Origin of the sequence: Janthinobacterium sp. 344 (assembly GCF_900112025.1) — a bacterium.
Taxonomy (GTDB): domain Bacteria; phylum Pseudomonadota; class Gammaproteobacteria; order Burkholderiales; family Burkholderiaceae_D; genus Janthinobacterium.
Window position 1 is genome coordinate 53814 of sequence record NZ_FOKL01000014.1, and the last position, 26639, is coordinate 80452.

Consider the following 26639-nt stretch of genomic DNA (forward strand, 5'->3'; position numbering starts at 1 on the left):
CGGTTGATCTCGTCGATGCCCACGCTTTGCTCGCTGCTGGCGGCCGTGATTTCCGTGATGATGTCACTCACGCGCTGCACGCTGTCGACGATGTCGTTCATGGTCGAACCGGCCTGCGCCACCAGCATGCTGCCCGCGTTGACTTGCTCCACGGACGCGCCGATCAATGTCTTGATCTCCTTCGCCGCACAGGCCGAGCGCTGCGCCAGGTTGCGCACTTCGGACGCCACGACGGCGAAACCACGCCCCTGCTCGCCGGCCCGCGCCGCTTCCACGGCCGCGTTCAGCGCCAAAATATTCGTCTGGAAGGCGATGCCGTCGATGACACTGATGATGTCGACGATCTTGTTCGACGACGCATTGATCGATTGCATCGTGCCCACCACCTGCGCCACCACGTCGCCGCCCTTGACGGCCACTTGCGCCGCCGAGGCCGCCAACTGGTTGGCCTGGCGCGCATTGTCCGCATTCTGCTTCACGGTCCAGGTCAGCTCTTCCATCGACGACGCCGTTTCTTCCAGCGAACCGGCCTGCTCTTCCGTGCGGGAAGACAAGTCCTGGTTGCCGGCGGCGATCTGCGTCGACGACGTGGCGATGCTGTCCGTGCCGCTGCGCACTTCGCTGACGATGTTCAGCAAGCTCGTGTTCATGTCCTGCAGGGCGAGTAGCAGTTGCCCCGTTTCATCCTTGGCGCTGGCGTCGATCTGCGCCGTCAAATCGCCATCGGCCACCTTGCGGGCGATCTCCACGGCCGTGCGCAGGGGGCGCACGATGCCCATCGTCAAGACCCAGGCGCAGACGACGCCGAACGCCAGCGCCAGCGCGGCCAGGGTCAGCAACAAGTTACGGCTGGTCTTGGCGACATCGTCGATCTCGCGCGCCGTGGCGTCGATGCTGGCGCGCTGGTGCTGCAGCAAATCCGCGACCATCTTCTGGTACTTGGCGGCCGCCGGCACGAAGGTCTTTTCAAATACCTCGTTGGCCGCCTCGACCTGCGATTCGCCCTTCAGCTTGTAGACCTGGTCGCGCGAGCCGATGTACACCTTGCGCTGTTCCAGCAAGCCGGCGAACATGGCTTTTTCTTCCGGCTTGTCGATCAGCGCCTCGATTTTCTTTTGCAGTTCGGCCGAACTGGCCGACGAGACTTTCGATTCTTCGGCGAAATAGCCGCTGAGCGAGGTATCGCTGCTGCGGGCGATGGCGATGGTGCGGCGCACGGCGCTGTCGATGCGGCCATACCAGTCGGAAATATAGCGTTCCTTGGCCAGCGGCTGCTCCATCATGGTGCGCGTGGCCGTGGCCACGTCGTGCAAGCGCCATGCGCTGATGCCCGTAATAAGCATGGAAAACAGCAAGATCACGGCAAAACCGAGTCCAAGGCGGACACCGATGCTGACGTTGCGTAATAAATTCATGTGACTATCCTAAAAAAACCGGTTGCCGACGCGGCGCCGTGGCGGGCAGCCTGGCGTGGCAGGTGCTGGCTGGCTGCGGCATCCAAAGCGGGCGTGACAAGTGAAACTGGCGCACGGTTCGCATGAACCGTGCGCCAGGAAATGCGCTAGCGTGCGCCTTGCAGAAAGTGCAAGCAATGCTTGGGGTCAATTGTTTCTAAAAAACCGTCCCGGCACTAGGCGGCCAGCTTCTCGATGAGGCCCATCTCGGCGCTGGACATGAGCTGGTCGATATCGACCAGGATCAGCATGCGCTCGTCGATCGTGCCCAGGCCGATCACGTATTCCGTATTGATCGAGCGGCCCATGTCCGGCGCCGGCTTGATCTGTTCCGGCAGCAAGGTAGTCACGTCGGAGACGCGGTCGACGACCATGCCGACGACGCGGTTGCCGATATTGAGGATGATGACGACGGTGAACTGGTCATAGCTGGGCGTGCCCAGATTGAACTTGATGCGCATGTCGACGATCGGCACGATGATGCCGCGCAAGTTGACGACGCCCTTGACGAACTCCGGTGCGTTGGCGATGCGGGTCGGCGTTTCGTAGCTACGGATTTCGCTGACTTTCTGGATGTCGATGCCGTATTCTTCCTGGCCCAGTGTGAAAGCCAGGTATTCGGCAGCCTTGGCGACAGCCGCGCCCGATTCGCTGGAGATGGTGCTCATGATGATCCTTTAGTTAAATCGCCCAGAGGCGCAGGCCGCGGCACGCTGCACGCATGCCGTTGACGTGGGAAGAGCCATTCACGATGGAATGGCTCCTGCCGGTATGTTTTGGCAAATATTTTATTGCAATGAGCTTATGCCTCTAATTTCCGTGCGGCAATGTTACCTCATGTAAATTTTACATGCACTAAAAAAGAGCAGACGTCCGTCCGGAATGTTGCCATTAAGGAATTTGTGTGGCGCAAGCGGCACGCCTGATCACGGCTACAGTGACCTCACTGATCCACGATTTTTATGCCACACTGGCACCCCTGGCTTTTTACGGAACCGAATACGCACCATGCAATCCTTGCTTACCCAATGGCAACCACGCCTGCTGGCGCTGGCCACGGCCGGCCTGGGCGACGACAGCGCCCACGACATCAATCACCTGCAGCGCGTCTGGCGCAACGCCGCCGAGCTGCTGCGGGAACACGCGGAAGCCGATGCCCTCACGGTCATGGCCGCCTGCTATCTGCACGACCTGGTCAATTTGCCGAAAAATCATCCGGAACGGCACCTGGCCTCGCGCCAGGCGGCCGCGCTGGCTTGCCGCCAGCTGGCGGAACTGGATTTCCCGGCCGAAAAACTGGCAGGCGTGGCGCATGCCATCGAGACGCACAGTTTTTCCGCCGACCTGCCGCCCGACACCATCGAGGCGCGCATCGTGCAGGATGCGGACCGCATCGATGCGCTGGGCGCCGTCGGCCTGGCTCGCCTGTTTTACACGGCGGCGCGCATGGACAGTGCGCTGGCGCATGGCACGGACCCGCTGGCCGCCCACCGTCCGCTCGACGACAAGGCGTACGCGCTCGACCATATCGTCGTCAAGCTGGACAAGCTGCCGGGCAAGATGCAGACGCCAGCTGGCCGCGCCCTGGCCGAACAGCGGCTGGCCGTGCTGACGGATTTCCGCGCCGCTTTCGCCGACGAATGGGGCGTGAGCGCTTAGTGTTACTGCATAGCATTGGTGGCGATAGCCAGCATGGCCCATGCTGTCTATAATACAAGGCTCAGCTATCGCGCCGCGGCGTCAGCAGGAATTTGCAACGCGCAGGCGCAACGCCAACAACTGAACCCCGCCAGCCTGACGGCGGCGCGGGGTGTGCGCCGAAAGAATGCATGTCCGACAATACCTCACCTGAGCACAGCACTCCAGTTTCTCCCGCCGCGCCCGCGCGCGCCGGCAACCTCAATTTCATCCTTGTCTGCGTCTTCATCGACATGCTGGGCATCGGCCTGGTCGTGCCCGTGCTGCCCATCCTGATCGGCGACTATGTCAGCGGCAAGGAAGCGCAGGCGTTCTGGTACGGCATCATGGCAGCCGTCTTCGGCTTGCTGCAGTTCATCTTCATGCCCATGCTGGGCGCCATCAGCGACCGCGTGGGGCGCCGTCCCGTGCTGCTGTATTCGATGGCTGGCATGGGCGTCAACTTCCTTGCCACGGCGCTGGCGCCCAACCTGGCCTGCCTGTTCATCGGCCGGGTCATCGGCGGCATTTCCTCGGCCAGCATGTCGGTGGCGTCCGCCTATGCCTCCGACATCTCCACGCCGGACAACCGCGCCAAGAGCTTCGGCAAGATCGGCGCCGCCTTCGGCCTCGGCTTCATCTGCGGCCCCATGCTGGGCGGCCTGCTGGGCGACGTCAACCTGCACCTGCCCTTCTTCGTGGCGGCGGCCCTGTCGGCAGGCAATTTCATTTACGGTTACTGCATGGTGCCCGAATCACTGGCGCCAGGCCCGCGCGCGCCGTTCACGCTGGCGCGCATCAACCCGTTCGCCGCCCTGCTGAAACTGGTGCGCCGCGTGGACATCCGCGGCCTGGTGCTGGCCTTTGGCCTGATGACGTTCGCACAGATGATGCTCAATACCACCTGGGTGCTGTACACGCACTTCCGCTTCGACTGGACGCCGCGCCAGAACGGCATCGCCCTGTTCTGCGTGGGCCTGTGCGCGGCCGTGGTGCAGGCGGGCTTGCTTGGCATCCTGATCAAGCGCTTTGGCGAAGTGCGCCTGTCCCTGCTGGGCATGGCTTCGGGCGCCATCACCTACCTGCTGTACGGCCTGGCAACGCAAGGCTGGATGATGTATGCGCTGATCCTGTGCAACCTGCTGGCCTTTGCCGCCGGCCCGGCCCTGCAAGGCATCATCTCGAAGGCCTCGGCGGCCAGCGAACAGGGTGAACTGATGGGCTCCCTGCAATCGATCAGCAGCCTGGGCATCATCATCATGCCTTTGCTCGGCAGCATGATCCTCGGTGAAGTGAGCCACCTGCCGCCGCAGGACTGGCGCATCGGCAGCACGTTCTATTTGTGCGCCATCATGCAAGCGCTGGGCATCGTCGTGGCCTGGCGCTACTTCCGGGCGCAACGCGATGCCAGACTTGCGGTTTCTACCACAAAGTAGTCGGCAAGATAATGTTGCATTTGGGAAATGAATAGGCGAGAATGGAGAAATCAGCCGCGCGTTACCGACGCCCGGCATTCGATGGTGAGCAAGGATGGGTATGACTGATTTTTATTCCGGCGCCTGGCGGCGAAGCGTGGCCATGCTGGCGCTGGCGCTGCCGTCACTGGCGGGCGCACAATGCTCGCGCGACATCCACGTGCCCGTCTCGGCGATCGGTGCCAGCGTGGTGATCAATGGCGCCAGCGTCAGCGGCATCTATCCCGACCTGCTGCGCAGCATGGGCGCCAAGGTGGGCTGTAACTTCATCTTTTCCCCCGTGCCGCGCGCACGCCTGGAAGCCATGTTTGAAGCGGGCAAGGCCGACATGCTGATCCCCGCCAGCAGCACCTTGCGGCGCGACCAGCATGGCCTGTTCATTCCCCTGATGGGGAACCGGCCCCTGCTGATCTCGCTGCAGGGCGCGCGCGCGCCCATCAACAGCATGCAGGAATTGATCGAGCGGCGCGAATTGCGCGTGGCGCTGGTGCGCGGCTACGACTATGGCGCCTCGTACCAGGCGCTGGCCAAGGAACTCAGCAGCCAGGGCCGGCTGTTCTACGAGGTGGATGCGCTCTCGGTGGCGCGCCTGATGCAAAGCGGCTTCATCGATGCCACCATCATGGGCCCCACCATCCTGGCCGGCGTGGCGCAAAACGATGCGCGCGTGTATGGCCTGGCCGACCGCCTGCGCATGGAAGCCCTGCCGGAACTGCCCTGGGGCATGAGCGGCGTCTACCTGTCGCGCAAGTCGCTGACGCCCGATGACCAGGCCACCTTGCGCGAACTGCTGGAAAAGGCGGGACGCTCGGGCGTCCTGATGGAAGGCTTCCAGCGCCACCACCGCCAGGAACTGCTGACCCTCAGCATCCGGCCGCGCTAAGTCCCCCATGTCCGGCAGCGTCGTCGCCATCGTGCTGTTTGCCGCCCTGCTGCATGCCAGCTGGAACGCCATCGTCAAGTCGGGCAAGGACACTTTCCTGACGACCGTGCTGGTCTCCGTGGGCGCGGCACTGATTTCCCTCTGCGCATTGCCTTTCGTCAATACGCCCGCGTCCGCCAGCTGGCCCTACCTGGCCGCCTCGGCCGTGGCCCAGCTGGCCTATTACTCGCTGCTGGCGGCCGCCTACAAGGCGGGCGACATGAGCCATGCCTACCCCTTGATGCGCGGCAGCGCGCCATTGATCGTGGCGCTGGCCAGCTGGCCGCTGATCGGCGAGCGTCTTTCTCCCATGCAAATGAGTGCCGTCGCCTGCATCTGCGCGGGCATCTTCGGCCTGTATGTGGCCGCGCGCCTGCCCGCCAGCGCCGGGGTGCGCAACAGCACGCGGCGCGCCACCGCCTTCGCCCTGGGCAATGCCTGCGTGATCGCCAGCTATACCTTGATCGATGGCATCGGCGTGCGCCTGTCCGGCGCGCCCGCCGCCTACACCATGTGGATTTTTGTCCTGAACGGCGCGGGGCTGCTGCTGTGGACACTGCTGCGCCGCCGTGCCGGCTTGCTGGCCTATGCAAAAACGCAATGGCATCTGGCCGCCCTTGGCGGTTTCGGCACGCTCGCCTCGTACGGCCTGGCCCTGTGGGCCATGACGCAGGCGCCCGTGGCCGCCATCGCCGCCCTGCGCGAAACGTCGATTTTGTTCGCCATCGCCATCGCCGCCCTGTTCCTGCGCGAAAAAATCAGCCCCCGCCGCTACCTGGCCATCGGCCTGATCGCGGCGGGCGCCATCTTGATGCGCATGGGCTAGCGGGCGTCCAGCGGTGCGATCGGCAACTCGATCGCGCTGCCCGCCCCTGCCGCGTGGTACACGCGCTGCGTCGCCTTTCTATAATGGCCCGGGTCGGCCAGGAAGATGTTCGGCACGTAGATTTGCGGGTTGCGGTCGTACAGGGGGAACCAGCTCGACTGGACTTGCACGGCAATGCGGTGGCCGGGCAGGAAGACGTGGTTCGCGTTCGGCAAGGCGAAGCGGTAGCGTTCCACCTTGCCCGCCGGAATCGGCGTCGGGTGTTCGAAGCTGTCGCGGTAGCGTCCGCGGAAGATATCCATCGCCACGCCCAGCTGGTAGCCGCCCATGGCCGGCTGCGACGGCACTTCATCGGGATACACGTCGATCAGCTTCACCACCCAGTCGGCATCCGTGCCGCTGGTGGAAGCAAACAGGTTCACCATCGGCGCGCCGGCGATGCGCACGGCCGTCTTCAACGGTTCGGAAACGTAGCTGAGCACGTCCGTGCGGTCCGCATAGCCGCGCTGGTCGCTGACCAGCCATGGCTTCCACACGTCGCCATCGTTCAGGCGCACGGGACGGGGCACGAAGGGCACGGGCTTGGCCGGATCGGCCACGTATTCGTCGAAGGCGCCTTCCGCCGCATCCGCAGCGCCCGATGGCGCCGCAAAGCCCAGCTGGTTGCCCTCCTGCAGGTAGATCGGCGTCAACTTCGTCTCGCAGGTCTCGCAGGCCAGCGGCCACTGCTGCAGGCGCTGCCACTGATTCGTGCCCGTCTGATAGGACACGACGGGCGCCGTGTTCGCTTCCGGCGCGCCATCCTTCAAATACTGATTCAGGAATGGCTGCATGACTTTTTCACGGAACTGCCGCGCCGTGTCGCCGTCAAACTTCAGGGCGCCCAGGGAAGAGCCCTCATAGTTGACGCCGCTGTGGCGCCACGGGCCGATGGCCAGGTAATTGAGGTTGTTGCGCTTGTCGCGCCCTTCCATCGCCCAGTAGCTGGCGTAGGGTCCATAGATGTCTTCCTGGTCCCACTGCCCCACCACGTGCATGGTCGGCACGATCAGCGGGCGCTTCGCCAGGATCTTATCCAGCGCCTGCTCTTGCCAGTAACTGTCGTAGGCCGGGTGTTCGAACAGCTTTTTCGTATACGTCAGCTGGTCGATGCCAAATTTTTTCGCGTAGGCGCCGGCCGAGCCGATGCGCAGATACGCGTCGTAATCGTCGTAGACGCCCAGGGCTGGCGTTTCGCCGCCGCCGCGCACGCTGGTCTGGCCCGCGATATACGACAGGCTGGGCATGCGGAAGGCGCCATGATGAAACCAGTCATCACCGCGCCAGCCATCGACCATGGCGCTCATGGGAATGGCCACCTTCAGGGCCGGATGCGGGTCCACCAGCGCCATCAGCACCGTGTGGCCTTCATACGAGGAGCCCAGCATGCCCACCTTGCCATTGCTTTCTGGCACGTTCTTCACCAGCCAGTCTATGGTGTCCCACGCATCGGTCACATTATCGACCTTGGTATTGTTCAGCGGGCCGCGCACGGGGCGCGTCATCACGTAGTCGCCTTCGGAGCCATATTTGCCACGCACGTCCTGGAACACGCGGATGTAGCCGTTTTCCACCAGGGTATCGTCGCCCTGCGGCAAGGTGGCCAGCATGCTGGGGCTGGCCGTGCGCTGGGCCCGGCGCGCCGCATTGTACGGCGTGCGCGTGAGCATGATCGGCGCGCGGCTGGCGCCCTTCGGCACGACGATCACCGTGTACAGCTTGACGCCGTCGCGCATGGGGATCATCACCACGCGCTTGACGTAGTCGTTCAGGTCCGGCATCACCAGCCTGGCGCCGATATCGGGTGTCATCGGCGGCGTTTGCGGGGTTTGCGGTGTTTGCGCCAGCAAGGGAGCGCTGAACACGGTACTGGCAAGCAGGGCCAGGCCACTCAGGCGGACGGGGGATACAACAGGCATACACTTCTCCAAAAGATTCATGCTGACAATAGTACCCGCAAAGCAATTTTGATAGAAATCAAACGTCCGGCCGGCGCGCAGATAAATCGGGGTGCAACTTGACAGAACGCGCACGAACTGCAACCATAACGCCATGAAATTTATCCCGTCACAACACGCCTGCTTGAATTGGTGGTCCCGCTCACTTTCGCGCGGCCACTGCATAGTGATGTGATTTATGATCAACGCCGCCTCGATCGGTGGCGTAACAGGCTCCAGCCTGGATCATCCCCGATGCAGGCGGCTCAAAAGGAAACTTGATGAGCTTGCCTAACACCCCCGATACCCCCGACACCGAGAACACGCCGGCAGCGCCGCTGTCCGCCGCCGCCATCGCCTCGCAATCCGTGATCCTGACGGGCGACCGCCCGACCGGCCCCCTGCACCTGGGCCACTATGTGGGCAGCCTGCGCGACCGCGTCAGCTACCAGAACAGCTACAAGCAATTCATCATGCTGGCCGACGCGCAAGCGCTGACGGACAATATGGAAGACATCGACAAGGTGCACCGCAATGTCGTCGAAGTGGCGCTGGACTATCTGGCCGTCGGCATCGATCCGAGCAAGACCACGGTCTTCATCCAGTCGCAGATCCCGGAACTGGCCGAGCTGACCTTTTACTACCTGAACATCGTTACCGTGGCGCGCCTCGAGCGCAACCCCACCGTCAAGGAAGAAATCCGTTTGCGCGGCTTCGAGCGCGACATCCCGGCCGGTTTCCTGACCTACCCGGCCAGCCAGGCGGCCGACATCACGGCCTTCAAGGCGGGCGTGGTGCCGGTGGGCGAAGACCAGATCCCGATGATCGAGCAGACGAATGAAATCGTGCGCCGCTTCAACCGCATGTACAACCGCGAAGTGCTGATGGAATGCAAGGCGCTGGTGCCCGATATCGGCCGCCTGCCCGGCATCGACGGCAAGGCGAAGATGAGCAAGTCGCTGGGCAACACCATCAACCTGGGCGCGACCCCGGCCGAAATCACGGCCGCCGTGAAAAAAGTCTATACGGACCCGCTGCACCTGCGCGTGGAAGACCCGGGCCATCTGGAAGGCAACATTGCCTTTACGTACCTGGACGCGTTTGACCCGGAAAAAGCGGCGCTGGCCGAAATGAAAGCCCATTACGTACGCGGCGGCCTGGGCGACAGCATCGTCAAGAAGCGCCTGGACGTGGTCTTGCAGGAAATGCTGGCGCCGATCCGCGCCCGCCGCGAAGAGTTCGCCAAGGACAAGGGACAAGTCATCCAGATGCTCAAGGAAGGCACCTTCAAGGCGCGCGAAGTGGCGGCCCGCACGGCCGATGAAGTCAAGTCGGCGCTGGGCCTCAACTATTTCTGATCGCAAATAGCAATAGCAAACTGATGCGCTCTGGCGGAGTCGGGTAGAATCCCGTCTCCGCCAGGGCGCTGTGCATTTATGGCCATGGCATCAGCAATCAGCAAAGAAAACAACGTGCAATGACCGATACCGCCATCGAACAGCTCCTGCAGCAGCATTTTTCCATCGATGCCCTGCAGCAGGCCCCCGCCCCCTTGCAGCAAGCGCTGCGCATGCTGGGTGGCTGGCTGGCCGCCGAACGCGGCGAACCGTATCCACACACGCCGTATGCCGAACTGCTGACGCACTTGTCCGACACGCACCCGCCCGAACACGGCATGCCCGTGACGGCGTTCCTGCAAGAACTTGACACCACCGTGCTGGCCAATACGGCCCAGCTGAACCATCCGCAATACATCGGCCACATGACCCAGGCCCTGCCCTGGATCAGCGTGCTGGCCGAAGCGTTTACGGCCACCCTGAACCAGAACCAGGTGAAGATCGAGACGGCGTATGTGTCGACCCTGATCGAAAAGCAGATCCTCGGCTGGCTGCACCGCCAGGTCTACCAGCAGCCGGACGCCGTCTATGCGCAGGCGATGGCCGCCACCAGCGGCGCGCTGGGCAATGTCGTCAATGGCGGCACCATGGGCAACCTGACGGCGCTGGCCGTGGCGCTGGAAAAACAATTGCCCGGCACGCGCAAGCGCGGTTTATTTGCCGCGATGCAGGAATCGGGCCATGCGGGGCTGGCCGTGATCGGCTCGGCCCGCAGCCATTATTCCGTGAAAAAAGCACTGGCCACCCTGGGCCTCGGTGAAGACGCCCTGCACCTGGTGGCCGTCGACCGCGACAACCGCATCGACGTCGCCGCGCTGGAAGCGACCATCGCAGAATTAAAACTGCGCAAGATCAAGGTCATCGCCATGATCGGCATCGCCGGCACCACGGAAACGGGCGCCATCGACCCGCTGGCCGCCATGGCGGCGATTGCGGCACGGGAAGCCATCTGGTTCCACGTGGATGCGGCCTGGGGCGGCGCGCTCTTGATCGCGGAACAGTATAGGCCCCTGTACGACGGCATCGCCCTGGCCGACTCCGTCGTCATCGACGGGCACAAGCTGCTGTGGGTGCCGATGGCGCAAAGCATGGTGCTGTTCAAGGACAGCGCCAGCCTGAACCTGCTGAAACACAACGCCAACTATATCTTGCGCGACAATTCGGGCGACCTGGGCCAGACCTCGCTGGAAGGCTCGCGCCGCTTCGATGCCTTGAAACTGTGGACCTCGTTCAAGGTGCTGGGCGTGTCCGGCTACACCACCCTGCTGCGGCAGGCCGCCACCCTGTCCGGCCAGCTGCAGGAACTGCTGGCCGACCAGCAGGATTTCGAACTCGTCACGCGCTCCGACACCTTCATTCTCACCTACCGCTACGTGCCCGCGCCCTTGCGCCAGCGCATGGACGGCTTGCTGGCCGATGGCCAGGTGGATGCCGCGACCGAGCTGAACAAGCAGCTGAACACCTTGAACGCCAAGCTGCAGAACCGGCAAAAAGCGCACGGCCACAGCTTTGTCTCGCGCACGGTGCTCGAATCGACGCGCTACCCCGGCCCGACCAACGTGCTGCGCGTGGTCATGACGAATGTCAAGACGCGCCCCCACCACCTGCGCGCCATCTTGGCGGAACAGCGCGCCATCGGCCAGGCGCTGGTGGCGGAGCTGGGCCTGTAAGGAATCCCCCACCCATCCTCCCTTGACTGGATGCCCGATGCACCGCCTGAGCGCCCTCACCGATCTATTCAAGCATCTGTTGAAATGGCTGCTGCTGGCCAGCATCGTGGCGGTCTTGGCCGGCACGGCCTCGGCCGGCTTCCTGTTCGCCCTCGACTGGGCAACGGCGACGCGCCTGGCGCACGCCTGGCTGATCTGGCTGCTGCCCTTGGCGGGCTGCGCCGTGGGCTGGCTGTATCTGCGCTACGGCAACAGTGTCGAAGGCGGCGCCAACCTGCTGATCGATGAAATCCACGATCCGAAAAAAATCATCCCGCTGCGCATGGCGCCGCTGGTGCTGGGCGCCACCGTCGTCTCGCATTTGTTCGGCGCCTCTGTCGGACGCGAAGGCACGGCCGTGCAGATGGGCGGCGCGCTGGCCGACCAGCTCACGCGCCTGTTTCGCCTGAACAACGAAGACCGCCGCATCATCCTGATGGCCGGCATCAGCGCCGGCTTTGCCTCCGTCTTCGGCACGCCATTGGCGGGCGCCATCTTTGGCCTGGAAGTGCTGGCCATCGGCCGCCTGCGCTACGAAGCCATGCTGCCCTGCCTGGCTGCCGCCGTCATCGCCGACCAGGTAGGCTTGCTTTGGGGCGTCCAGCATACGCATTACGCCGTGCCCTTGATCCCCGCCCTCTCCGCCTGGACTTTATCCGCCATGGTCATCGCGGGCGTGCTGTTCGGCGTGACCGGTAAACTGTTTGCGCAAGCCACGCACGGCTTGAGCGGGTTGATGAAGCGCAAGATTGCCTACGCCCCCCTGCGTCCGCTGATAGGCGGCCTCGTCGTCGCCGTCGCCGTGTGGCTGATCGGCACCGACAAATATATCGGCCTGGGCATTCCCACCATCGTCGACGCCCTCAAGCAGCCGCTGCCCGCATACGATTTCCTCGGCAAGATGGCCTTCACCATTGTGTCGCTCGGCACCGGCTTCAAGGGCGGCGAAGTGACGCCCTTGTTCTTCATTGGCGCGACCCTGGGCAATGCGCTGGGGCCGCTGCTGCACCAGCCTGCCGTCTTGCTGGCCGCCATCGGCTTTGTCGCCGTGTTTGCGGGCGCGGCGAATACGCCCATCGCCTCGACCCTGATGGCCATGGAACTGTTCGGCGCGGACATCGGCGTGTACGCGGCCATTGCCTGCGTGGTGGCCTACCTGTTTTCCGGCCACGCGGGCATTTACCGGGCCCAGCGGGGCGGCCATGCCAAGCGCGCGGCCCGCCAGGATCGTGAACCATGACACAGAATATCTACGACAACGACGCCTTCTTCACGGCCTACAGCCAGCTCCCCCGCTCCGTCGGCGGCCTCGATGCGGCCCCCGAATGGCCGGCCCTGCGCGCCATGCTACCCGATTTGCAGGGTAAAAGCGTGCTCGACCTGGGCTGCGGCTATGGCTGGTTTTGCCGCTGGGCGGCGGAACAGGGCGCGGCGCCGGTGCTGGGCGTGGACGTGTCGGAAAAGATGCTGGCGCAAGCGCGCGGCATGGGAGGACATGCAGCCCTCAGCTATGCCCGGCTTGATCTGGAACAACTGGCCTTGCCGCCGGCCACCTATGACCTCGTCTACAGCTCGCTGGCCTTCCACTACATCGCGGATTTCCCCACCCTGCTGGCCGCCATCGGCCACGGCTTGACGCCGGGCGGCAAGTTGGTGTTTTCCATCGAGCACCCGATCTTCATGGCACCGCGCCAGCCTGGCTGGCTGACGGATGGGCAAGGCCGCAAGCGCTGGCCCGTCGACAGCTACCAGCGGCAAGGAGCGCGCGTGTCCGACTGGCTGGCGCCCGGCGTCATCAAACAGCACCGCACCCTGGGCACGACCATCAATGCGCTGCTGCACGCCGGTTTCCAGCTGGAACACGTGGAAGAATGGGGACCCACCGATGAACAGGTGGCGCAGCAGCCGGCGCTGGCGGAGGAACGCGAACGGCCGATGCTGCTGCTCATCGGCTGCCGCCTCGCGTAAAGGCGCCCTCAGCTGGCCACATTGCGCGTAAAGCGCAAGGTGGATGCGCCAGCGTTGACATAGCTGTACGCTTGCGCGCTGCTGAACACAAAAAAATCGCCCGTGCCCAGCTGCCGCGTTTCCGCCGCCAGCACCAGCTGCAATTCCCCCTCCAGCACATACAGCATCTCGCTGAAGCCAGCCGGATCGGCTTGCGCGTCGTAGCGCTCGCCCGGCGCCAGGGTCCACGCCCACAGCTCCACCTGGCGGCTGGCGGGCGCCGCCCCCAGCAGCACGGCCTGGCTGGCCTGCGTGGCGCTTTGCCACATCAGCACGCGCAGGCTGTCGTGCGGCTGCCGCGGCGGCTGGACCAGGTCGACAAAGGCCACGTTCAAGGCGGCGGCCACATGGTCGAGGTTGGACAGGCTGATGTTGGTGCCGCCCGCCTCCACGCCATTGACCATGCGCCGGCTCAGGCCCGACAGGCGGGCCAGCTCTTCCTGGCTGAGGCCCGCCGCCAGGCGCAAACGCCGCAGATTTTTGGCCAGGTGCTCCAGCACGCCACCGGACTCGGCTTGACTGCGCAATATATTGCTCCTATTATGATGGGAAATATTTTGCTCATAGCATAGCCTCCCATGAAAACACATGCAAGTCCCCCGCCCGCCCTCGGCCTGCCCGAACTGGCCCTGATCGCCATCACCTTCATCTGGGGCGGCACTTTTCTCATCGTGCAGCATGCCGTGACGGTCAGCGGCCCGCTGGCCTTCGTTGCCGCCCGCTTTGCCGTGGCCGCCAGCATCGGTGCCCTGATTTGCCGCGGCCAGCTGCGCCATCTGAGCAAAACCGAGTTGTTCACGGGCATGGCCATCGGCGTGAGCATCTTTGGCGGCTACGCGCTGCAAACCTATGGCCTGATGCATATTTCCAGCAGCAAGTCCGCCTTCATCACGGCCTTCTATGTGCCCATCGTGCCGCTGGTGCAATGGCTGGTCTTCAAGCAGCGGCCCCACCCCGCCGTCTGGGCGGCCGTGGTGCTGGCCTTCGTCGGATTATTACTGCTGACGGGCACGGATGGCCTGAGCATGGGCTTCGGCAAAGGAGAACTGATCACGGCCGTGGGCGCCATCGCCATCGCCCTGGAAATCATCCTCATCAGCCGCGTCTCGCCGCAGCTGAACATCCTGCGCGTGACCATCGTGCAGCTGGCCACGGCATCATTGATCGCCCTGCTGCTGATGCCCGTCATGGGCGAAGCGCCGCCGGCGCTCAGCAAGACCTTCCTCTTCAGCGTGCTGGCGCTGGGCTGCGCAAGTGCCTTGATTCAATATGTGATGAACTGGGCGCAAAAACGCATTTCCGCCACCAAGGCCACCTTGATCTATGCGGGCGAGCCGGTGTGGGCCGGCGTGATCGGCCGCATCGCCGGCGAACGCCTGCCGGCCCTGGCCATCGTGGGCGCCATCCTGATCATCGCCGCTGGCATCCTCAGCGAGTGGCGCCCCAAGCGCCGCCTGCGCGCTGCCGGCAAAGCCGTCCAGCCCTAAGGCTTATTCCCCGCCCCGCCGCGGCGCCGCATCCCCCTGCAGCGCCAGCGGCACGGCCCTGGCCCAGCGGTTCGAGGACAGCGAAAACGTCAGCGCCCGCACTTGATGATACCAGCCGGCGGGCACGTACAGCATGTCGCCCGGTTCGACGATGCATTCGACCATGCTGGCCTGGCGCGCCAATGGATAACGCTCGAAATCGGGCGCTTCCGGGTCGAATGGCGAACCGAACAGGATGGCGTTCGCTTCGCTGGGATACAAAAAGGCGTCGTGGTGCGGCGGCGACAAAAAGATACGCTTGCGGCCCCACACTTGCGCGAAGATATTGTCGTCGTAATCGCAATGCAAAGGCGTCACCGTGCCGGCCGGCCCCACCCAGAAACGGGGCGGCCCCATCTTGTCGAAATACGTGGGCCAGTGGCACAGGCTGTTCAATTCGCGCAGCTCCAGGTTGCCCAGGTAGGGCGGCAGCGCGTGCGTGCCCGCGTCCACCAGATCCAGGTATTGCCCCATCGACATGTCCTGCATGGCGCGGTCCGCCGCAAATGCCGTATTGATATAGTCGCCCACCCTGGCCCGCACGGGCACGTGACTGTAGCGTTCGCGCAAAACCTGCGGCGCCAGGGCGGACAGGGGCCAGCGCTGCACCAGTCCGCGCATCAGGAATGGCAAGCCCAGCGCGGCGCGCGCGCGGAAGGCGGCGGCGTCCAGCATGCGCAGGCGCGGCACCTCGGTGATGCACGGCAAGACGCTGGCGGCCTGGCGGATGGCGTCGCGCATCGCCTGAATCGACGTGACGCCGCGCACCTGCGCATCCTTGTGCTCGCGCGCGAGCTTGCGGGCCAGCGCCGCCTCGGGCGAACTGAACTCGGATGGCGGCCGTGGCGGCAGTGCGCGCGACGACGCCTGTGGCAGGATGGGATGGGATGGCAAATCTTTTTCTGCTGACATAAACCTTCTTTACACTCGACGCCTCGCGCGGCATGGCGTGGCAGAGCGCTATTTTAAGTCAGCAAGGCCTGCTTGAGCATCTCGGCTTGCTCGCGTGCCTGGCGCGCCTTGTCGGCGTATTCGCTGGCCGTGCCAGGATGGAGCCAGGCCTGGGCATTGGCGGCCAGATTCAGGTACAGTTTTTCCTTTTCCTGCAGCGCCCGCACGGCGGCCCAGATGGCTTCTTCGGCCTTGTCATGCTGCAGTTCACCGAGGATTTTCGCCGTGAAGCTGTGGCCCGTATGACAGCGAAAACGCTGCGGCTGCTGGCCATGCAATTCCCACAGGGTACCCTGGCATTCGGGACAGGTAAAAGTCGATGGGGTGGCGATTTTTTCCAGTTGATCCATATTCCCTACTCCCCGGGCGAAACGGTTTTCCGCGGCGATCCAGTGGGGCACCGGCTGCAAGGGCTGGGCCGTCAGCGGTGGCGCCGGCTTGCCGCTGGCCAGCGCCAGCAGGGCCGGGGCGATCTGCGCCACGGGCAAGCGCCAGTCCACCTCCACATGGTCGATGGCGCTTTGCGGCATCGATGGCGCTTGCGCTTCCTGCGGCTCCTGCACCAGCGCCTTGCCGCCACAGGCCTTGACGGCTTGCAAACCAGCCGTCCCATCGTCGAGATAGCCGCTGAGGATCACGCCCACCACCTTCGGCCCGAACGCGGCGGCCGCACTGCGAAACAAGGGGTCGATGGCGGGGCGCGTATGATTTTCCTTCGGCCCCCGCGTCAGTTCGATGCTGGCCTGGCCAGCCATGTTGGCGACCAGCATATGCCGGTCCGGCGGCGCCAGCAGGATGCGTCCGGGACGCACGGGTTCGCGCTCCTCGGCAAAGCGCACGGGCAAGGCGGATGTCTTGCCGAGAATCTCGGGCAAAACGCTCTTGCGCGCCCCCACATGCGCCACCACCAGCACGGGCGCCGGCAAGGTGGCGGGCAGCTCGGCAAAGATGGCGGACAAGGCTTCCACTCCACCCGCCGAAGCACCGATGAGTATCAACGCCTGCATGCCTGCCCCCTTCGCGCGATCCGTCCCGCAGTCATTCTGCGGTGCCGGGCATCGCGCTTCCGTGCGCCGCTTAACATAGGCGTGCCGGAATTGAGCGGCCTTGTCTTATTGCAGCGTCACACCAGGCCCTTCAACAAGATGTTGCCGCATCAAACAGTCAACGTATCGACGCCTGGCAAAAGCGTCGCGAGCGGAAGGTAGAGGTGGCCGAGAAGCGCAACCGTACTCAGCGCGGTGAGCAACCATAGGGCGCGCCAGACTTGACCAGCTTCATCTTATGGACGCGGCGTCACACCAGGCCCGTCAACACCATCTTGCCGCATCAAACAGTCAACGTATCAACGCCTGGCAAAAGCGTCGCGAGCGGAAGGTAGAGGTGGCCGAGAAGCGCAACCGTACTCAGCACGGTAAGCAACATAGGGCGCGCCAGACTTCACCAGCCTCATCTTATGGACGCGGCGTCACACCAGGCCCGTCAATAAGATGTTGCCGCATCAAACAGTCAACGTATCGACGCCTGGCAAAAGCGTCGCGAGCGGAAGGTAGAGGTGGCCGAGAAGCGCAACCGTACTCCAGTACGGTGAGCATCGCAGGCCGCCTATACCGACGCGCAGCAGCTTGGGCCAGGCGTCCTCAGACAGGAGTCTTGAAGATGGGATCGACGATGAACTGCTGCGCCTTGATGCGCAAGGTACGCTCTTCGTCCAGCTCGGCGCGCGTTTCGCCCAGCTCTTCGCGCTCCGCTTCCAGCTCCAGGCGCGCGGCCGCCAGTTCCGTTTCCACGCGCGTCAGGCTTTCCAGCTTCAGCTGGGCCTGGATCAGTTCGGCGCGTGCCGCTTCCGCCGCCTCTTCCAGGCGCGGTATTCCCTCGAGCTTGAATTGCGCCTTGGCCAGGTCCATGCGCGCCTGTTCGGCCGCCTCCTCCAGACGCGGCAAGCCTTCCAGGCGCAATTGCGCCTTGGCCAGGTCCGTGCGGGCCTGGTTCGCCACTTGGCGCTCGCGTTCGAGTTCCTCGCGCAGGGTTTCCAGCTCGCCCGCCTGCAAGTCGAGCAGCTCTTGCTGGCGCTCGTTCTCGCTGGCCAGGTCCATCAATTCCTGTTGATTGTCATTCATCTCGGCTTCATGCGCGCTGTGGCTGGCGCTTAATTCCTGTCCTACATAATCGAGGATGGCTTGTTGCAACACGGGCGACAACTCGGCCGCGGCGGCGATCTGGCGCTGCGCGCCCGCCTTGCGGCGTTGCAAGAGCTTGCTGATGGTGCCCAGGCAGGCGCCGTTGCCCAGGCGCTCGCGCAACGCGCGCACCGTGATGGCCTGGCCTTCGCCCGCCATCGCTTCCATTGCCGCATTGATCTGTTCCGCGCTTACTTTTGCCATGTCGTGCTCTCGTGAATGTTACCTGGGACCATTTTATTGGGACTATCTTGCCCAGGGGCATTATCTTATGCCAGCGGCGGCAAAGCGTAAAGTATTTCTCAATAGAAATTGCAATTGCACAACGGAAGTGTGTGCAGCCATGCGGCTTCCGCCGGTTTACTCTTCCAGCAAGCCGTTTTCGGTGAGCATATCCTGCACCAGTTCCAGGCGCAGCACGGGATTGTCCTGGCTGAGCAGCAATTGTTTTTGCATGGCGCTCAGGGACAGCAATTCGCACCAGCGGTTCGCCACCCAGCCGCACTCATCGAGCCGGTATGGCGGTTGCAAGGGCATTTGCTCGGGGGGAATCTTTTGTTCCTGCAGGGTGCGTATCAGCGCGCCGAGGGCGTCGGCCACGTTTTGCTGATCCTGGGGAATGGCAACGGGTTTATCGGCCGGCAGGGTTTCGATCTGCGCCGTCCACAAGCCGTGTTTCAACTGTTCGCTGGCCACGATGCGAAAGCGCTGCATGCCCATGCATTTGATTTGCAGCAGGCCCGACAGGGGTGCGGCCCAGTCGACGACACGCGCCAGGGTGCCCACGGGCGCCAGGCTTTCCACCTGGCCCGGCTTGCGCACTTCCGCGCCGTCCAGCAACTGCACCACGCCGAACGGCTGCTCGCCCATGATGCATTTGCGTATCATGTCCAGATAGCGCACCTCGAAGATCTGCAGGGGCAGGTAGCCATCGGGATACAGCACCGTATTGAGCGGGAACAAAGGTATCGAGGTCATAGGCGCATGATGGCACGAATGCGATATCCGTGCTGCGCGCCTTGCCCGGCCTGGCCAACTGCGCCGATTATTTGTAGAAGCGCCTTTTCTTGGCCCGCTCCGCCGCCTTCGGCGCCAGCACTTTCACGGTCTTTTTCTGGATCATGCCGCCGGCCGACGTGCCCGGCACGCGGTGTTCCGCCTCGAAACCGGGCTCCTCATGGCGTTTCAGGGTTTGCCGCGTCAGCGCTTCCACGGCCGACAGCAATTCGACTTCATCGGCGCAGACGAGGGAAATGGCTTCGCCCGAGGCGCCCGCGCGGCCCGTGCGGCCGATGCGGTGGATATAGTCTTCCGCCACGGTGGGCAAGTCGAAATTGACGACGACGGGCAGCTGGTCGATGTCGAGGCCACGGGCGGCCACGTCGGTGGCCACCAGCACCTGCACCTCGGCCGATTTGAAACGGGCCAGCGCGCGCAAGCGGTTCGGCTGGGTCTTGTCGCCGTGGATGGAATCGGCGCGCACGCCCTGCTCCAGCAAGGTATTCACCAGCAGCTCGACGCCCTTGCGCGTCTTGACGAAGACCAATACCTGGCCCCAGCGCTTTTTCTTCAGCAAGTGCAAGAACAGTTCCGGCTTGCGTTTCTTGTCGCACACGATGACCGACTGCTTGACGGCTTTCACCGTGCTGTTGCGCGCGCTCACTTCCACCGACACAGGGTCCTTCAACATGGTTTTCGCCATGGCGCGGATGGCGTCCGAGAAGGTGGCCGAGAACAGCAGGGTCTGGCGCTGCCTGGGCATCGTCATCAGCAAGATATCGAGCTCGCGCTCGAAGCCCAGGTCCAGCATGCGGTCGGCCTCGTCCAGCACCAGCGTCTGCACCTGCTCGAACTTGACGGCGCCCTGCGTCTGCAAATCCAGCAGGCGGCCCGGCGTGGCCACCAGCACGTCGAGGCCTTTGCGCAGCTTGCTGATCTGCGGCTCGATGGGCACGCCGCCATACGCGACAAAGCTGCGCAGCGGCAAGTTGCCGCCATAGCTGCGGAAGCTGGCATAGACTTGCTCGGCCAGTTCGCGCGTGGGCACCAGCACCAGCACGCGCACGCATTGCGGCGCCACCACGCCTTCCAGCGTCAGGCGCTGCAGCAAGGGCACGGCAAAGCCGGCCGTCTTGCCCGTGCCTGTCTGCGCGGCGGCCATCAAATCGCGGCCGGCCAGGACGGCGGGAATCGCTTGCGCCTGCACGGGCGTGGGCTTGGCATAGCCGAGCTCATCGAGTTTGCGGACCAGGGGATCGATCAGGCCGAGGGAGGAAAACGTCATGGGGAAAGCAATCTTGGCAAAGTAAAAGGCGGCGCGCACGGACGGGCCGGGCGCGCGATTGCCGAGATTATAGGCCAGCGAGGGGACCGGCCGCAGTTTTCAAGATGAAAACATGCCCATCAGAACTTCATTTCCATCGTCGCGCGCGCCTGCGGCACACTGGTGGAAATGCCATTGCGGGCGATGGTGCCGCTGGCATCCGTATAGCTGGTGTTGCTTTCAAAGTCTTGCGCCAGCAGATTCGACACGGCCACGCGCAGCTGATTCTTGGCGTCGAACTTCCACACGGCATACAGGTCGAGGTCGCGCCGCGGCGACGTGTACGCGCTCTGGCGTTCCGTGATGCGCACGGGGCCGCCCGTGCGGAACGTGAAGCTGCCGCCTGTGCTCAAGACGCCATCGGGCGTCTTGTAGTCGAGGCCGACGTTGCCGCTGAGAGGCGTTTGCTGGTCGAGACGGTTGTCCGGCCCCGGCACCTGCTCCACCTGCGACCAGTTGCGGCTGATGCTGGCGCGCACATCGAGCGCCGGCACGGGCGCCGCCAGCACGGCGCGCAGGGGGAACTTCGCTTCCAGTTCCAGCGTCTGCGTATTCGCGCGGCCATCATTGATGGGCGTGGAAACCCAGCGTTCATCGATGAGCAGCAAGCCTTGGCGCGTGTAGCCGTCGATGCGGCGGGCCGAGGCGCGCGCACTGAGCAAGGCGCTGTCGGCCCAGTAATGTTCGTACGAGGCATCGATGCCCAGCGCCAGCTCCGGCTTCAGGTTCGGATTGCCTACACGGTCCGGCTCCGTCTGGCTATTATTGGTCGAGATACTGCGGCGGGGAATCAAGTTCGACGTCGATGGCGACTTGTAGGTGCGCGTCAGGGCCAGGCGCACCTGGTCGCCCTTGGTATCGGGCAGCTTCCACAGGGTTTGCAGCAGCGGACTCCAGACGCCGCTGCGCTGCTGCACGGCATCGAAGGTATCGCCGGCGCTGCGCGTGTCGATGCCTTCCCAGCGCACGCCCGCATACATGGACCAGCGCGGCGTGATATCCCATTCGTCCTGCGCATACACGGCCAGCAGCTTGATGTCGGCATCGAAATGCTCATCGCTGTCGATCGGCGGGCGCCCTCCCGCCAAGGCCAGCTCGCGCTGGCGCCGCTCCTCCTCGCGCTGGCTGAGCGTGCCATCCCAGCCCATGGACAGCGCATGGCCCGGCAGCCATGGCGCGGAATACTTGCCGGTGGACGACAGGCTGCTGTAGGTCGCCTCGACGCGCACCTTGCGGTCCAGCACCAGCCCAAGGTCATCGCTATAGCCGAGCGGATGGCTGTCGGCCGTATTGCCCGTGGCGCTGACCCGCAGACCCAGTTCCAGCTTGGCGCCCGCGTCGAGCTTGCGCACCCACGTCAGGTCCGTGCGACCGAAAACATAGCGGTTGCCCGAAGTACCGTCATTCGTGTCGTAGTCGGGCCGCGCGCCCAGCAGCGTCTCGGTGCGGCTATGGCTGCGGTTATCGCTGCGTCCGGCATTCAGGAAAAACTGTGCCGTCAGGTTGTCGCCGTCAGCGAATGCCCAGTTCAGCCGGGGCGACAGATTGATGCCTTCGGAGCGGCCCTTGCCCGTGCCGGTGATGTGCCGCAGCAGGTTTTGCCGGCCATCGGGCAGATAGCCCAGATCCAGTGCCGGGTTATCGGCCGGATTGTCATAGTGGTAGTCGTAGCGGTAGAACGAGGCCGCCAGCGCATACGAGAAGATGCCCGCCTTGTCCGACAGTTGCAGATTGCCGTTGCTGGAAAACGCATCGCGGCCGCCGCCCACGCTCAGCTTGACATCGCGCTGCGCCGTTTTCACGGCTTTCTTCAAGACCACGTTGATGGTGCCGGCAATCGACTGGGTGCTGTACTCGGCGCTGGCCGCGTGCAGGATTTCGATGCGCTCGATGACGTCCGGCGACAGGGTGTCGAGCGAAAAACCGGCGGGCGCCCGCTCGCCATTGAGCAGAATCTGCGTGTAGCCGCTGCCCAGCCCGCGCATGCGGATTTCGCCGCCCGAGCGCCCGGCCGCGCCGGAGACGGTAATGCCGGGCAAGCGCTTGAGCACGTCCGTGACATTCGTATCGCCATATTTGAGGATTTCTTCGCTGCTGACGATCATCTTGCTGGCCGTATCGTCACGCCGCGGATCATAGCCGCCGCCCTTCACTTCCACCGTCTGCATGGCAGGCGCGGCCGCTTTATCCGCCTGGAGCGGCACAGCGGCCGCATCGGCGGCGACTGGCGTTTCGGACTGCCGGGCCTGGACATGGCAGGCGAACAGGACAGCGGAGGCAACAACGGTGAGGCGGAACGAACGGCGTGGCATCATGGGCTGGCTGAAAAGTTGGCTGAATAAAAATGGCTAAAAGCTAAAAAACAGTCAGCCGTATTTTGCGACAATTTTGCACATATGACACAGTTCCCTGAAAATAATTCTTACAGCGAATTAAATTCGGCACGGCCAGGTGAAAAAACACGCCATGCGCGCCCCGTATCATTGCGTGCCACATCGCCGCTATAATGCGTTTTCGCCATTATTCCGATCACCCCGTCAAAGGCTTCCCATCGTGTCTGACCGTCTTGCCGTCCTGCCTCAATATCTGCTTCCCAAGGGAGCGTTGACCAACTTCGCCGGCCGCGTCGCCGGCGCCAAGGGCGGCGCCATGACCACCCGCCTGATCCGCTGGTTCGTCGGCCGCTACAACGTCAACATGGATGAGGCACTGGACCCGGACATCACCCACTACACGAGCTTCAACGACTTTTTCACGCGCGCGCTGCGCCCCGATGCCCGTCCGCTGGCGCAAGCCGACTACATCTGCCCCGTCGACGGCCGCATCAGCCAGTTCGGCACGATCGACAAGGACCAGATTTTCCAGGCCAAGGGCCACCACTTCAGCACCACGGCCCTGGTCGGCGGCGACGCGGCCCTGGCGGCCCGGTTCGAGCATGGCAGCTTCGCCAATCTGTACCTGAGCCCGCGCGACTACCACCGCATCCACATGCCGTGCGACGGCCGTTTGACGCGCATGATCTATGTGCCCGGTGAACTGTTCTCCGTCAACCCGACGACGGCGCGCGGCATTCCCGGCCTGTTCGCCCGCAACGAGCGCGTCGTCTGCGTGTTCGACACGGCCAACGGCCCCTTCGTCATGACCCTGGTGGGCGCCACCATCGTCGGCAGCATGGCCACCGTGTGGCACGGCGTCGTCAACCCGCCCCGCACGGGCGAGATCCGCGACTGGAGCTATGCCAACGACAACGTCGTGCTCAAGCAAGGCGAGGAGCTGGGCCGCTTCCTGCTCGGTTCGACCGTCGTCATGCTGTTCCCGAAAGACACGGTGCAATTCAACGCTGACTGGCAGCCGGCCGGCCCCGTGCAGCTGGGCGAAGTCATGGGCAACGTGCCCAGGTAGATCGCGGCTCCTCGGCCTCCCCCGACCTGTCAACGCCTGACAACACCGTAGCGAGCGGAAGGGAGCTGTGGCCGAGTAGCGCAACTGTACGAAGGTACGGGGGCGCCGAGCCGGTGAGCAGCGCCGGGCGCAAAGCGCGACAAGCGAGGTGTTGACAGGCGTGACTAAACAGGCGCGTCTGTTTGATACATCTCTTCCATCAAGTCCAGAAACGCCCGCGTCTTGGCCGGCATCAAACGCCGGCCGGGAAACACGGCCCAGCCCGTGACCAGCGGGAAACTCCACTCCGGCAGCACGCGCACCAGTTCCCCCGTCGCCACATACGCCTTGGCAAAGCGGTCCGTGCTGGCCGCGATGCCCACGCCCGTGCAGGCCATGCGCACCAGCAATTCCGGCGAGTTCGCCAGCAGGCGCACGGGCAAATCGCGCTCCCATGTCGTCTTGCCGCGCATCAAAGTCCAGTGCACGAGGCCATGCACGGCCCGTGGCAGGCTGAGCAGATCATGGCCGTATAAATCGTCGGGATGCTCGGGCAAGCCGTGCACGCTCGTGTATTGCGGCGAGGCATACAGCGCCAGTGTGCTGAAGGCCACGCGGCGCGCGGCCAGGCTGGCGTCGTCGGGCAGGTTGCCCATGCGGATGGCCAGGTCGAAGTTCTCTTCCAATAAATCCACGCGGCGCGCCGACAAGTCCAGTTCCAGCGAAATGGCCGGATAACGGCGCACGAATTCGGCCAGCACCTGGCGCATCAGCGCGTCGCCGAAGTCGGCTGGCATGGAAATGCGCAGCAAGCCGCTGGGGCCCGCCTGCCGGTGCTGGGCCAGCGCGCCGGCCGCCTCCGTTTCCTCCACCACCTTGCGCGCATGCTCGAGCAGGCTGGCGCCAAACTCCGTCAGCGCCAGCTTGCGCGTGGTGCGCAGCAGCAGCCGTTCGCCCAGCTTCGCTTCCAGCTGCGAGATGCGCCGCGAGAGGGTCGACTTGGGCAAGTCCACGCGCACGGCGGCGCGACTGAAACTGCCGCATTCGACGACGCGGGCAAACAGCAGCAAATCTCCGGGATCGATGTCCATAGTCTTGATTGTTCCATTGGTGGATTAATGTTATCCATTTTAACGGCTTCCGCATCAATTTTGGAATTGCTATAGTTCATCCATCGCAAGACACCTCACAATGGAGAAAACAAGATGAACATCCTGCAAATCAATTCCAGCGCCCGCAGCACCGGCTCCGCCTCCACCCGCCTGGCTGACGCCATCACCGCCCGCGTACAAGCGGCCAACCCTGGCGCCACCGTGACGCGCCGCGACCTGGCCGCGCAACCGCACCCCGTGCTCGACGAGCCGACCCTGCAAGCGCTGTTCACGCCAGCCGACAAGCGCACGCCGGAACAGGCGGCCCGCATCGCCCTGGACGACGCCCTGATTGCGCAAGTGCAAGCAGCTGACGTGATCGTCATCGGCGCGCCGATGTACAACTTCGGCATCACGGTGCAGCTGAAAAGCTGGTTCGACGCGATTGCCCGCGCCAACGTCACCTTCAAGTACACGGAAACCGGCCCCGTGGGCCTCTTGACCGGCAAGAAAGTCTACGTGGGCCTGTCCCGCGGCGGCTTGCACCGCGACAGCGCCCACGACAGCCAGGTGCCATATCTGAACACCATGTTCGGCTTCCTGGGCATGACCGACGTGCAATACGTGTATTCGGAAGGCATGGGCATGGGCCCGGAAGCCGTGGCCAAGGCACAGGCGCAAGCGGACGCCGAGATCAACGCGATCCTGGTGTAATCCCCAGCAGTGAAAGGGGCGGCGCACTGGCGCCGTCCCGGCCTAGAGGAGAGAACAATGAGCGACATCACCACCGTCACGAAACCGCGCGCCGTCGAGCGCGTGATCGCCGGCCAGGCCGTCATGGATGGCGCCGGCGTGAAGATCAACCGCGTGCTGACGCAGCAGCTGCAGCGCCGCCTGGACCCGTTCCTGATGCTCGACAATTTCGCCAGCGACCAGCCGAACGACTACATCGCCGGCTTCCCCGAACATCCGCACCGCGGCTTCGAAACGGTCTCGTACATGATCACGGGGCGCATGCGCCACAAGGACAGCGCGGGCAATGAAGGCTTGCTGACCTCGGGCGGCGTGCAATGGATGACGGCCGGCAGCGGCGTGATCCATTCGGAAATGCCGGAACAGGAAGCCGGCGTGATGGAAGGCTTTCAGCTGTGGCTGAACCTGCCCGCGCGCGACAAGATGCGCACGCCGTGGTACCGCGATTTCACCAGCGACGAGATTCCCCGCTACACGACGGACGCGGGCGTGGCCGTGCAAGTGATCGCCGGCGAGAGCCATGGCGTGACGGGCGCCGTGCAGCGCGAGCTGACGGAACCGCTGTACCTCGATATCGACTTGCCGGCCGGCAGCAGCTTCGAGCAGCCATTGCCGCCAGGCCATAACGCCTTCCTGTACGCGTTTCGCGGTGAAGTGCAGGTGGACGGCAAGACCGTGCCCGCCCTGCGCATGGCCATCTTCGCCAATACGCCAGGCAGCGACGGCGTGCGCATCGAAGCGCCCGCAGGCGGACGCGTGATCCTGATCGCCGGCAAACCGCTGAACGAGCCGATCGCGCAATATGGTCCGTTTGTCATGAATACCCAGGCGGAAGTGTTCCAGGCCGTGCAGGACTTCCGTGAAGGCAAGTTTGGCGAGACGACCGCGCAATAAAATTGTTTATTCCAGAAAAACCTGCAACGCCGCGAGGCTTGCAGGTTTTTTGTCGTGCCGCCTATGTTGTTGCTTTTCAATTACACTGACGGCAACC

23 protein-coding genes are annotated in these 26639 nt (G+C 64.0%); 12 read left to right on the forward strand and 11 right to left on the reverse strand.

What is annotated here, in order from left to right; all coding sequences use genetic code 11:
- Together BM193_RS26320 and BM193_RS26325 are read right to left on the reverse strand one after the other, a co-directional pair.
- On the reverse strand, window positions 1-1415 hold a 1415-nt coding region (locus tag BM193_RS26320; protein WP_092832562.1), incomplete at its 3' end, for a methyl-accepting chemotaxis protein.
- A 215-nt stretch (window positions 1416-1630) separates the two neighbouring features.
- The gene (locus tag BM193_RS26325) at window positions 1631-2122 is read right to left on the reverse strand and encodes a chemotaxis protein CheW (RefSeq protein WP_092802530.1); all 492 of its coding nucleotides are present in this window, start codon (window positions 2120-2122) and stop codon (window positions 1631-1633) included.
- A 340-nt stretch (window positions 2123-2462) separates the two neighbouring features.
- Between BM193_RS26325 and BM193_RS26330 the strand changes: the two genes are divergently transcribed.
- From BM193_RS26330 to BM193_RS26345, 4 genes are all read left to right on the forward strand, one after another.
- Window positions 2463-3113: an HD domain-containing protein gene (locus BM193_RS26330; RefSeq protein WP_092802527.1), complete on the forward strand. Its 651-nt coding sequence runs from the start codon at window positions 2463-2465 to the stop codon at window positions 3111-3113.
- A 170-nt stretch (window positions 3114-3283) separates the two neighbouring features.
- Window positions 3284-4567, forward strand: a complete 1284-nt coding sequence (locus BM193_RS26335) for a TCR/Tet family MFS transporter (protein WP_092802524.1) — start codon at window positions 3284-3286, stop codon at window positions 4565-4567.
- Window positions 4568-4667: 100 nt separating this feature from the next.
- Window positions 4668-5489, forward strand: coding sequence for a substrate-binding periplasmic protein (locus tag BM193_RS26340; RefSeq protein ID WP_092802521.1), 822 nt, complete (start codon window positions 4668-4670; stop codon window positions 5487-5489).
- A gap of 7 nt (window positions 5490-5496) precedes the next feature.
- A complete protein-coding gene (locus BM193_RS26345; RefSeq protein ID WP_092802518.1) occupies window positions 5497-6354 on the forward strand; it encodes a DMT family transporter in 858 nt (285 codons plus the stop codon).
- Here the strand turns inward: BM193_RS26345 and BM193_RS26350 are convergent.
- Window positions 6351-8312 carry a CocE/NonD family hydrolase gene (locus BM193_RS26350; protein ID WP_092802515.1) on the reverse strand — a complete coding sequence of 654 codons (1962 nt, stop codon included), beginning with the start codon at window positions 8310-8312 and terminating at the stop codon, window positions 6351-6353. The genes BM193_RS26345 and BM193_RS26350 overlap by 4 nt on opposite strands.
- A gap of 299 nt (window positions 8313-8611) precedes the next feature.
- Between BM193_RS26350 and trpS the strand changes: the two genes are divergently transcribed.
- From trpS to BM193_RS26370, 4 genes are all read left to right on the forward strand, one after another.
- Window positions 8612-9688 (forward strand): tryptophan--tRNA ligase, encoded by a 1077-nt coding sequence (gene trpS, locus BM193_RS26355; RefSeq protein ID WP_254786429.1) that lies wholly within the window; start codon window positions 8612-8614, stop codon window positions 9686-9688.
- Window positions 9689-9807: 119 nt separating this feature from the next.
- Window positions 9808-11397, forward strand: a complete 1590-nt coding sequence (locus BM193_RS26360) for a pyridoxal-dependent decarboxylase (protein WP_092802512.1) — start codon at window positions 9808-9810, stop codon at window positions 11395-11397.
- 37 nt (window positions 11398-11434) lie between these two features.
- Window positions 11435-12676 (forward strand): voltage-gated chloride channel family protein, encoded by a 1242-nt coding sequence (locus tag BM193_RS26365; protein WP_092802509.1) that lies wholly within the window; start codon window positions 11435-11437, stop codon window positions 12674-12676.
- On the forward strand, window positions 12673-13404 hold the full coding sequence (locus BM193_RS26370; protein ID WP_092802506.1) for a class I SAM-dependent methyltransferase: 732 nt from the start codon (window positions 12673-12675) through the stop codon (window positions 13402-13404). Before BM193_RS26365 ends, BM193_RS26370 begins: the two co-directional genes overlap by 4 nt.
- Window positions 13405-13412: 8 nt before the next feature.
- Here the strand turns inward: BM193_RS26370 and BM193_RS26375 are convergent, their stop codons facing one another.
- Window positions 13413-13970: a helix-turn-helix domain-containing protein gene (locus BM193_RS26375; protein ID WP_092802503.1), complete on the reverse strand. Its 558-nt coding sequence runs from the start codon at window positions 13968-13970 to the stop codon at window positions 13413-13415.
- Between the two features lie 51 nt (window positions 13971-14021).
- Here BM193_RS26375 and BM193_RS26380 point away from each other — a divergent pair, with 51 nt between their 5' ends.
- Window positions 14022-14930: a DMT family transporter gene (locus BM193_RS26380; RefSeq protein ID WP_092802500.1), complete on the forward strand. Its 909-nt coding sequence runs from the start codon at window positions 14022-14024 to the stop codon at window positions 14928-14930.
- A gap of 3 nt (window positions 14931-14933) precedes the next feature.
- Here BM193_RS26380 and BM193_RS26385 read toward each other — a convergent pair whose 3' ends face one another.
- The 6 genes from BM193_RS26385 to BM193_RS26410 all read right to left on the reverse strand — a co-directional run bounded on the left by BM193_RS26385 (window position 14934) and on the right by BM193_RS26410 (window position 22738).
- Complete coding sequence (locus tag BM193_RS26385) at window positions 14934-15881, reverse strand: cupin-like domain-containing protein (protein ID WP_092802497.1); 948 nt, start codon at window positions 15879-15881, stop codon at window positions 14934-14936.
- Between the two features lie 53 nt (window positions 15882-15934).
- A complete protein-coding gene (locus tag BM193_RS26390) occupies window positions 15935-16927 on the reverse strand; it encodes a chemotaxis protein CheB (RefSeq protein ID WP_092802494.1) in 993 nt (330 codons plus the stop codon).
- Between the two features lie 633 nt (window positions 16928-17560).
- On the reverse strand, window positions 17561-18304 hold the full coding sequence (locus BM193_RS26395; protein WP_046684938.1) for a DNA-binding protein: 744 nt from the start codon (window positions 18302-18304) through the stop codon (window positions 17561-17563).
- 156 nt (window positions 18305-18460) lie between these two features.
- Window positions 18461-19078, reverse strand: coding sequence for an LON peptidase substrate-binding domain-containing protein (locus tag BM193_RS26400; protein ID WP_092802491.1), 618 nt, complete (start codon window positions 19076-19078; stop codon window positions 18461-18463).
- Between the two features lie 67 nt (window positions 19079-19145).
- Window positions 19146-20384 carry a DEAD/DEAH box helicase gene (locus tag BM193_RS26405; RefSeq protein ID WP_092802663.1) on the reverse strand — a complete coding sequence of 413 codons (1239 nt, stop codon included), beginning with the start codon at window positions 20382-20384 and terminating at the stop codon, window positions 19146-19148.
- 119 nt (window positions 20385-20503) lie between these two features.
- Window positions 20504-22738 (reverse strand): TonB-dependent receptor plug domain-containing protein, encoded by a 2235-nt coding sequence (locus tag BM193_RS26410; protein WP_254786430.1) that lies wholly within the window; start codon window positions 22736-22738, stop codon window positions 20504-20506.
- A 238-nt stretch (window positions 22739-22976) separates the two neighbouring features.
- On the opposite strand from BM193_RS26410, the gene asd reads away from it, so the two are divergent.
- Complete coding sequence (asd, locus tag BM193_RS26415) at window positions 22977-23825, forward strand: archaetidylserine decarboxylase (RefSeq protein WP_092802488.1); 849 nt, start codon at window positions 22977-22979, stop codon at window positions 23823-23825.
- Between the two features lie 164 nt (window positions 23826-23989).
- Here the strand turns inward: asd and BM193_RS26420 are convergent, their stop codons facing one another.
- Entirely contained in the window at window positions 23990-24895 is a 906-nt protein-coding gene (locus BM193_RS26420) for a LysR family transcriptional regulator (RefSeq protein WP_092802485.1), read from the reverse strand.
- Window positions 24896-25009: 114 nt separating this feature from the next.
- On the opposite strand from BM193_RS26420, the gene BM193_RS26425 reads away from it, so the two are divergent.
- Together BM193_RS26425 and BM193_RS26430 are read left to right on the forward strand one after the other, a co-directional pair.
- Window positions 25010-25609 (forward strand): FMN-dependent NADH-azoreductase, encoded by a 600-nt coding sequence (locus tag BM193_RS26425; protein ID WP_092802482.1) that lies wholly within the window; start codon window positions 25010-25012, stop codon window positions 25607-25609.
- Between the two features lie 57 nt (window positions 25610-25666).
- Window positions 25667-26542 carry a pirin family protein gene (locus BM193_RS26430; protein WP_092802479.1) on the forward strand — a complete coding sequence of 292 codons (876 nt, stop codon included), beginning with the start codon at window positions 25667-25669 and terminating at the stop codon, window positions 26540-26542.
- Window positions 26543-26639: the final 97 nt, after the last annotated feature.

Excerpts from the sequence above, each read along its gene's own strand:
- BM193_RS26325 (WP_092802530.1), bottom strand. The coding sequence starts at position 2,122 with ATGAGCACCATCTCCAGCGAATCGGGCGCGGCTGTCGCCAAGGCTGCC.
- BM193_RS26330 (WP_092802527.1), top strand. The coding sequence starts at position 2,463 with ATGCAATCCTTGCTTACCCAATGGCAACCACGCCTGCTGGCGCTGGCC.
- BM193_RS26335 (WP_092802524.1), top strand. The coding sequence starts at position 3,284 with ATGTCCGACAATACCTCACCTGAGCACAGCACTCCAGTTTCTCCCGCC.
- BM193_RS26340 (WP_092802521.1), top strand. The coding sequence starts at position 4,668 with ATGACTGATTTTTATTCCGGCGCCTGGCGGCGAAGCGTGGCCATGCTG.
- BM193_RS26345 (WP_092802518.1), top strand. The coding sequence starts at position 5,497 with ATGTCCGGCAGCGTCGTCGCCATCGTGCTGTTTGCCGCCCTGCTGCAT.
- BM193_RS26350 (WP_092802515.1), bottom strand. The coding sequence starts at position 8,312 with ATGCCTGTTGTATCCCCCGTCCGCCTGAGTGGCCTGGCCCTGCTTGCC.
- trpS (WP_254786429.1), top strand. The coding sequence starts at position 8,612 with ATGAGCTTGCCTAACACCCCCGATACCCCCGACACCGAGAACACGCCG.
- BM193_RS26360 (WP_092802512.1), top strand. The coding sequence starts at position 9,808 with ATGACCGATACCGCCATCGAACAGCTCCTGCAGCAGCATTTTTCCATC.
- BM193_RS26365 (WP_092802509.1), top strand. The coding sequence starts at position 11,435 with ATGCACCGCCTGAGCGCCCTCACCGATCTATTCAAGCATCTGTTGAAA.
- BM193_RS26370 (WP_092802506.1), top strand. The coding sequence starts at position 12,673 with ATGACACAGAATATCTACGACAACGACGCCTTCTTCACGGCCTACAGC.
- BM193_RS26380 (WP_092802500.1), top strand. The coding sequence starts at position 14,022 with ATGAAAACACATGCAAGTCCCCCGCCCGCCCTCGGCCTGCCCGAACTG.
- BM193_RS26385 (WP_092802497.1), bottom strand. The coding sequence starts at position 15,881 with ATGTCAGCAGAAAAAGATTTGCCATCCCATCCCATCCTGCCACAGGCG.
- BM193_RS26390 (WP_092802494.1), bottom strand. The coding sequence starts at position 16,927 with ATGCAGGCGTTGATACTCATCGGTGCTTCGGCGGGTGGAGTGGAAGCC.
- BM193_RS26395 (WP_046684938.1), bottom strand. The coding sequence starts at position 18,304 with ATGGCAAAAGTAAGCGCGGAACAGATCAATGCGGCAATGGAAGCGATG.
- BM193_RS26400 (WP_092802491.1), bottom strand. The coding sequence starts at position 19,078 with ATGACCTCGATACCTTTGTTCCCGCTCAATACGGTGCTGTATCCCGAT.
- BM193_RS26405 (WP_092802663.1), bottom strand. The coding sequence starts at position 20,384 with ATGACGTTTTCCTCCCTCGGCCTGATCGATCCCCTGGTCCGCAAACTC.
- BM193_RS26410 (WP_254786430.1), bottom strand. The coding sequence starts at position 22,738 with ATGATGCCACGCCGTTCGTTCCGCCTCACCGTTGTTGCCTCCGCTGTC.
- BM193_RS26420 (WP_092802485.1), bottom strand. The coding sequence starts at position 24,895 with ATGGACATCGATCCCGGAGATTTGCTGCTGTTTGCCCGCGTCGTCGAA.
- BM193_RS26425 (WP_092802482.1), top strand. The coding sequence starts at position 25,010 with ATGAACATCCTGCAAATCAATTCCAGCGCCCGCAGCACCGGCTCCGCC.
- BM193_RS26430 (WP_092802479.1), top strand. The coding sequence starts at position 25,667 with ATGAGCGACATCACCACCGTCACGAAACCGCGCGCCGTCGAGCGCGTG.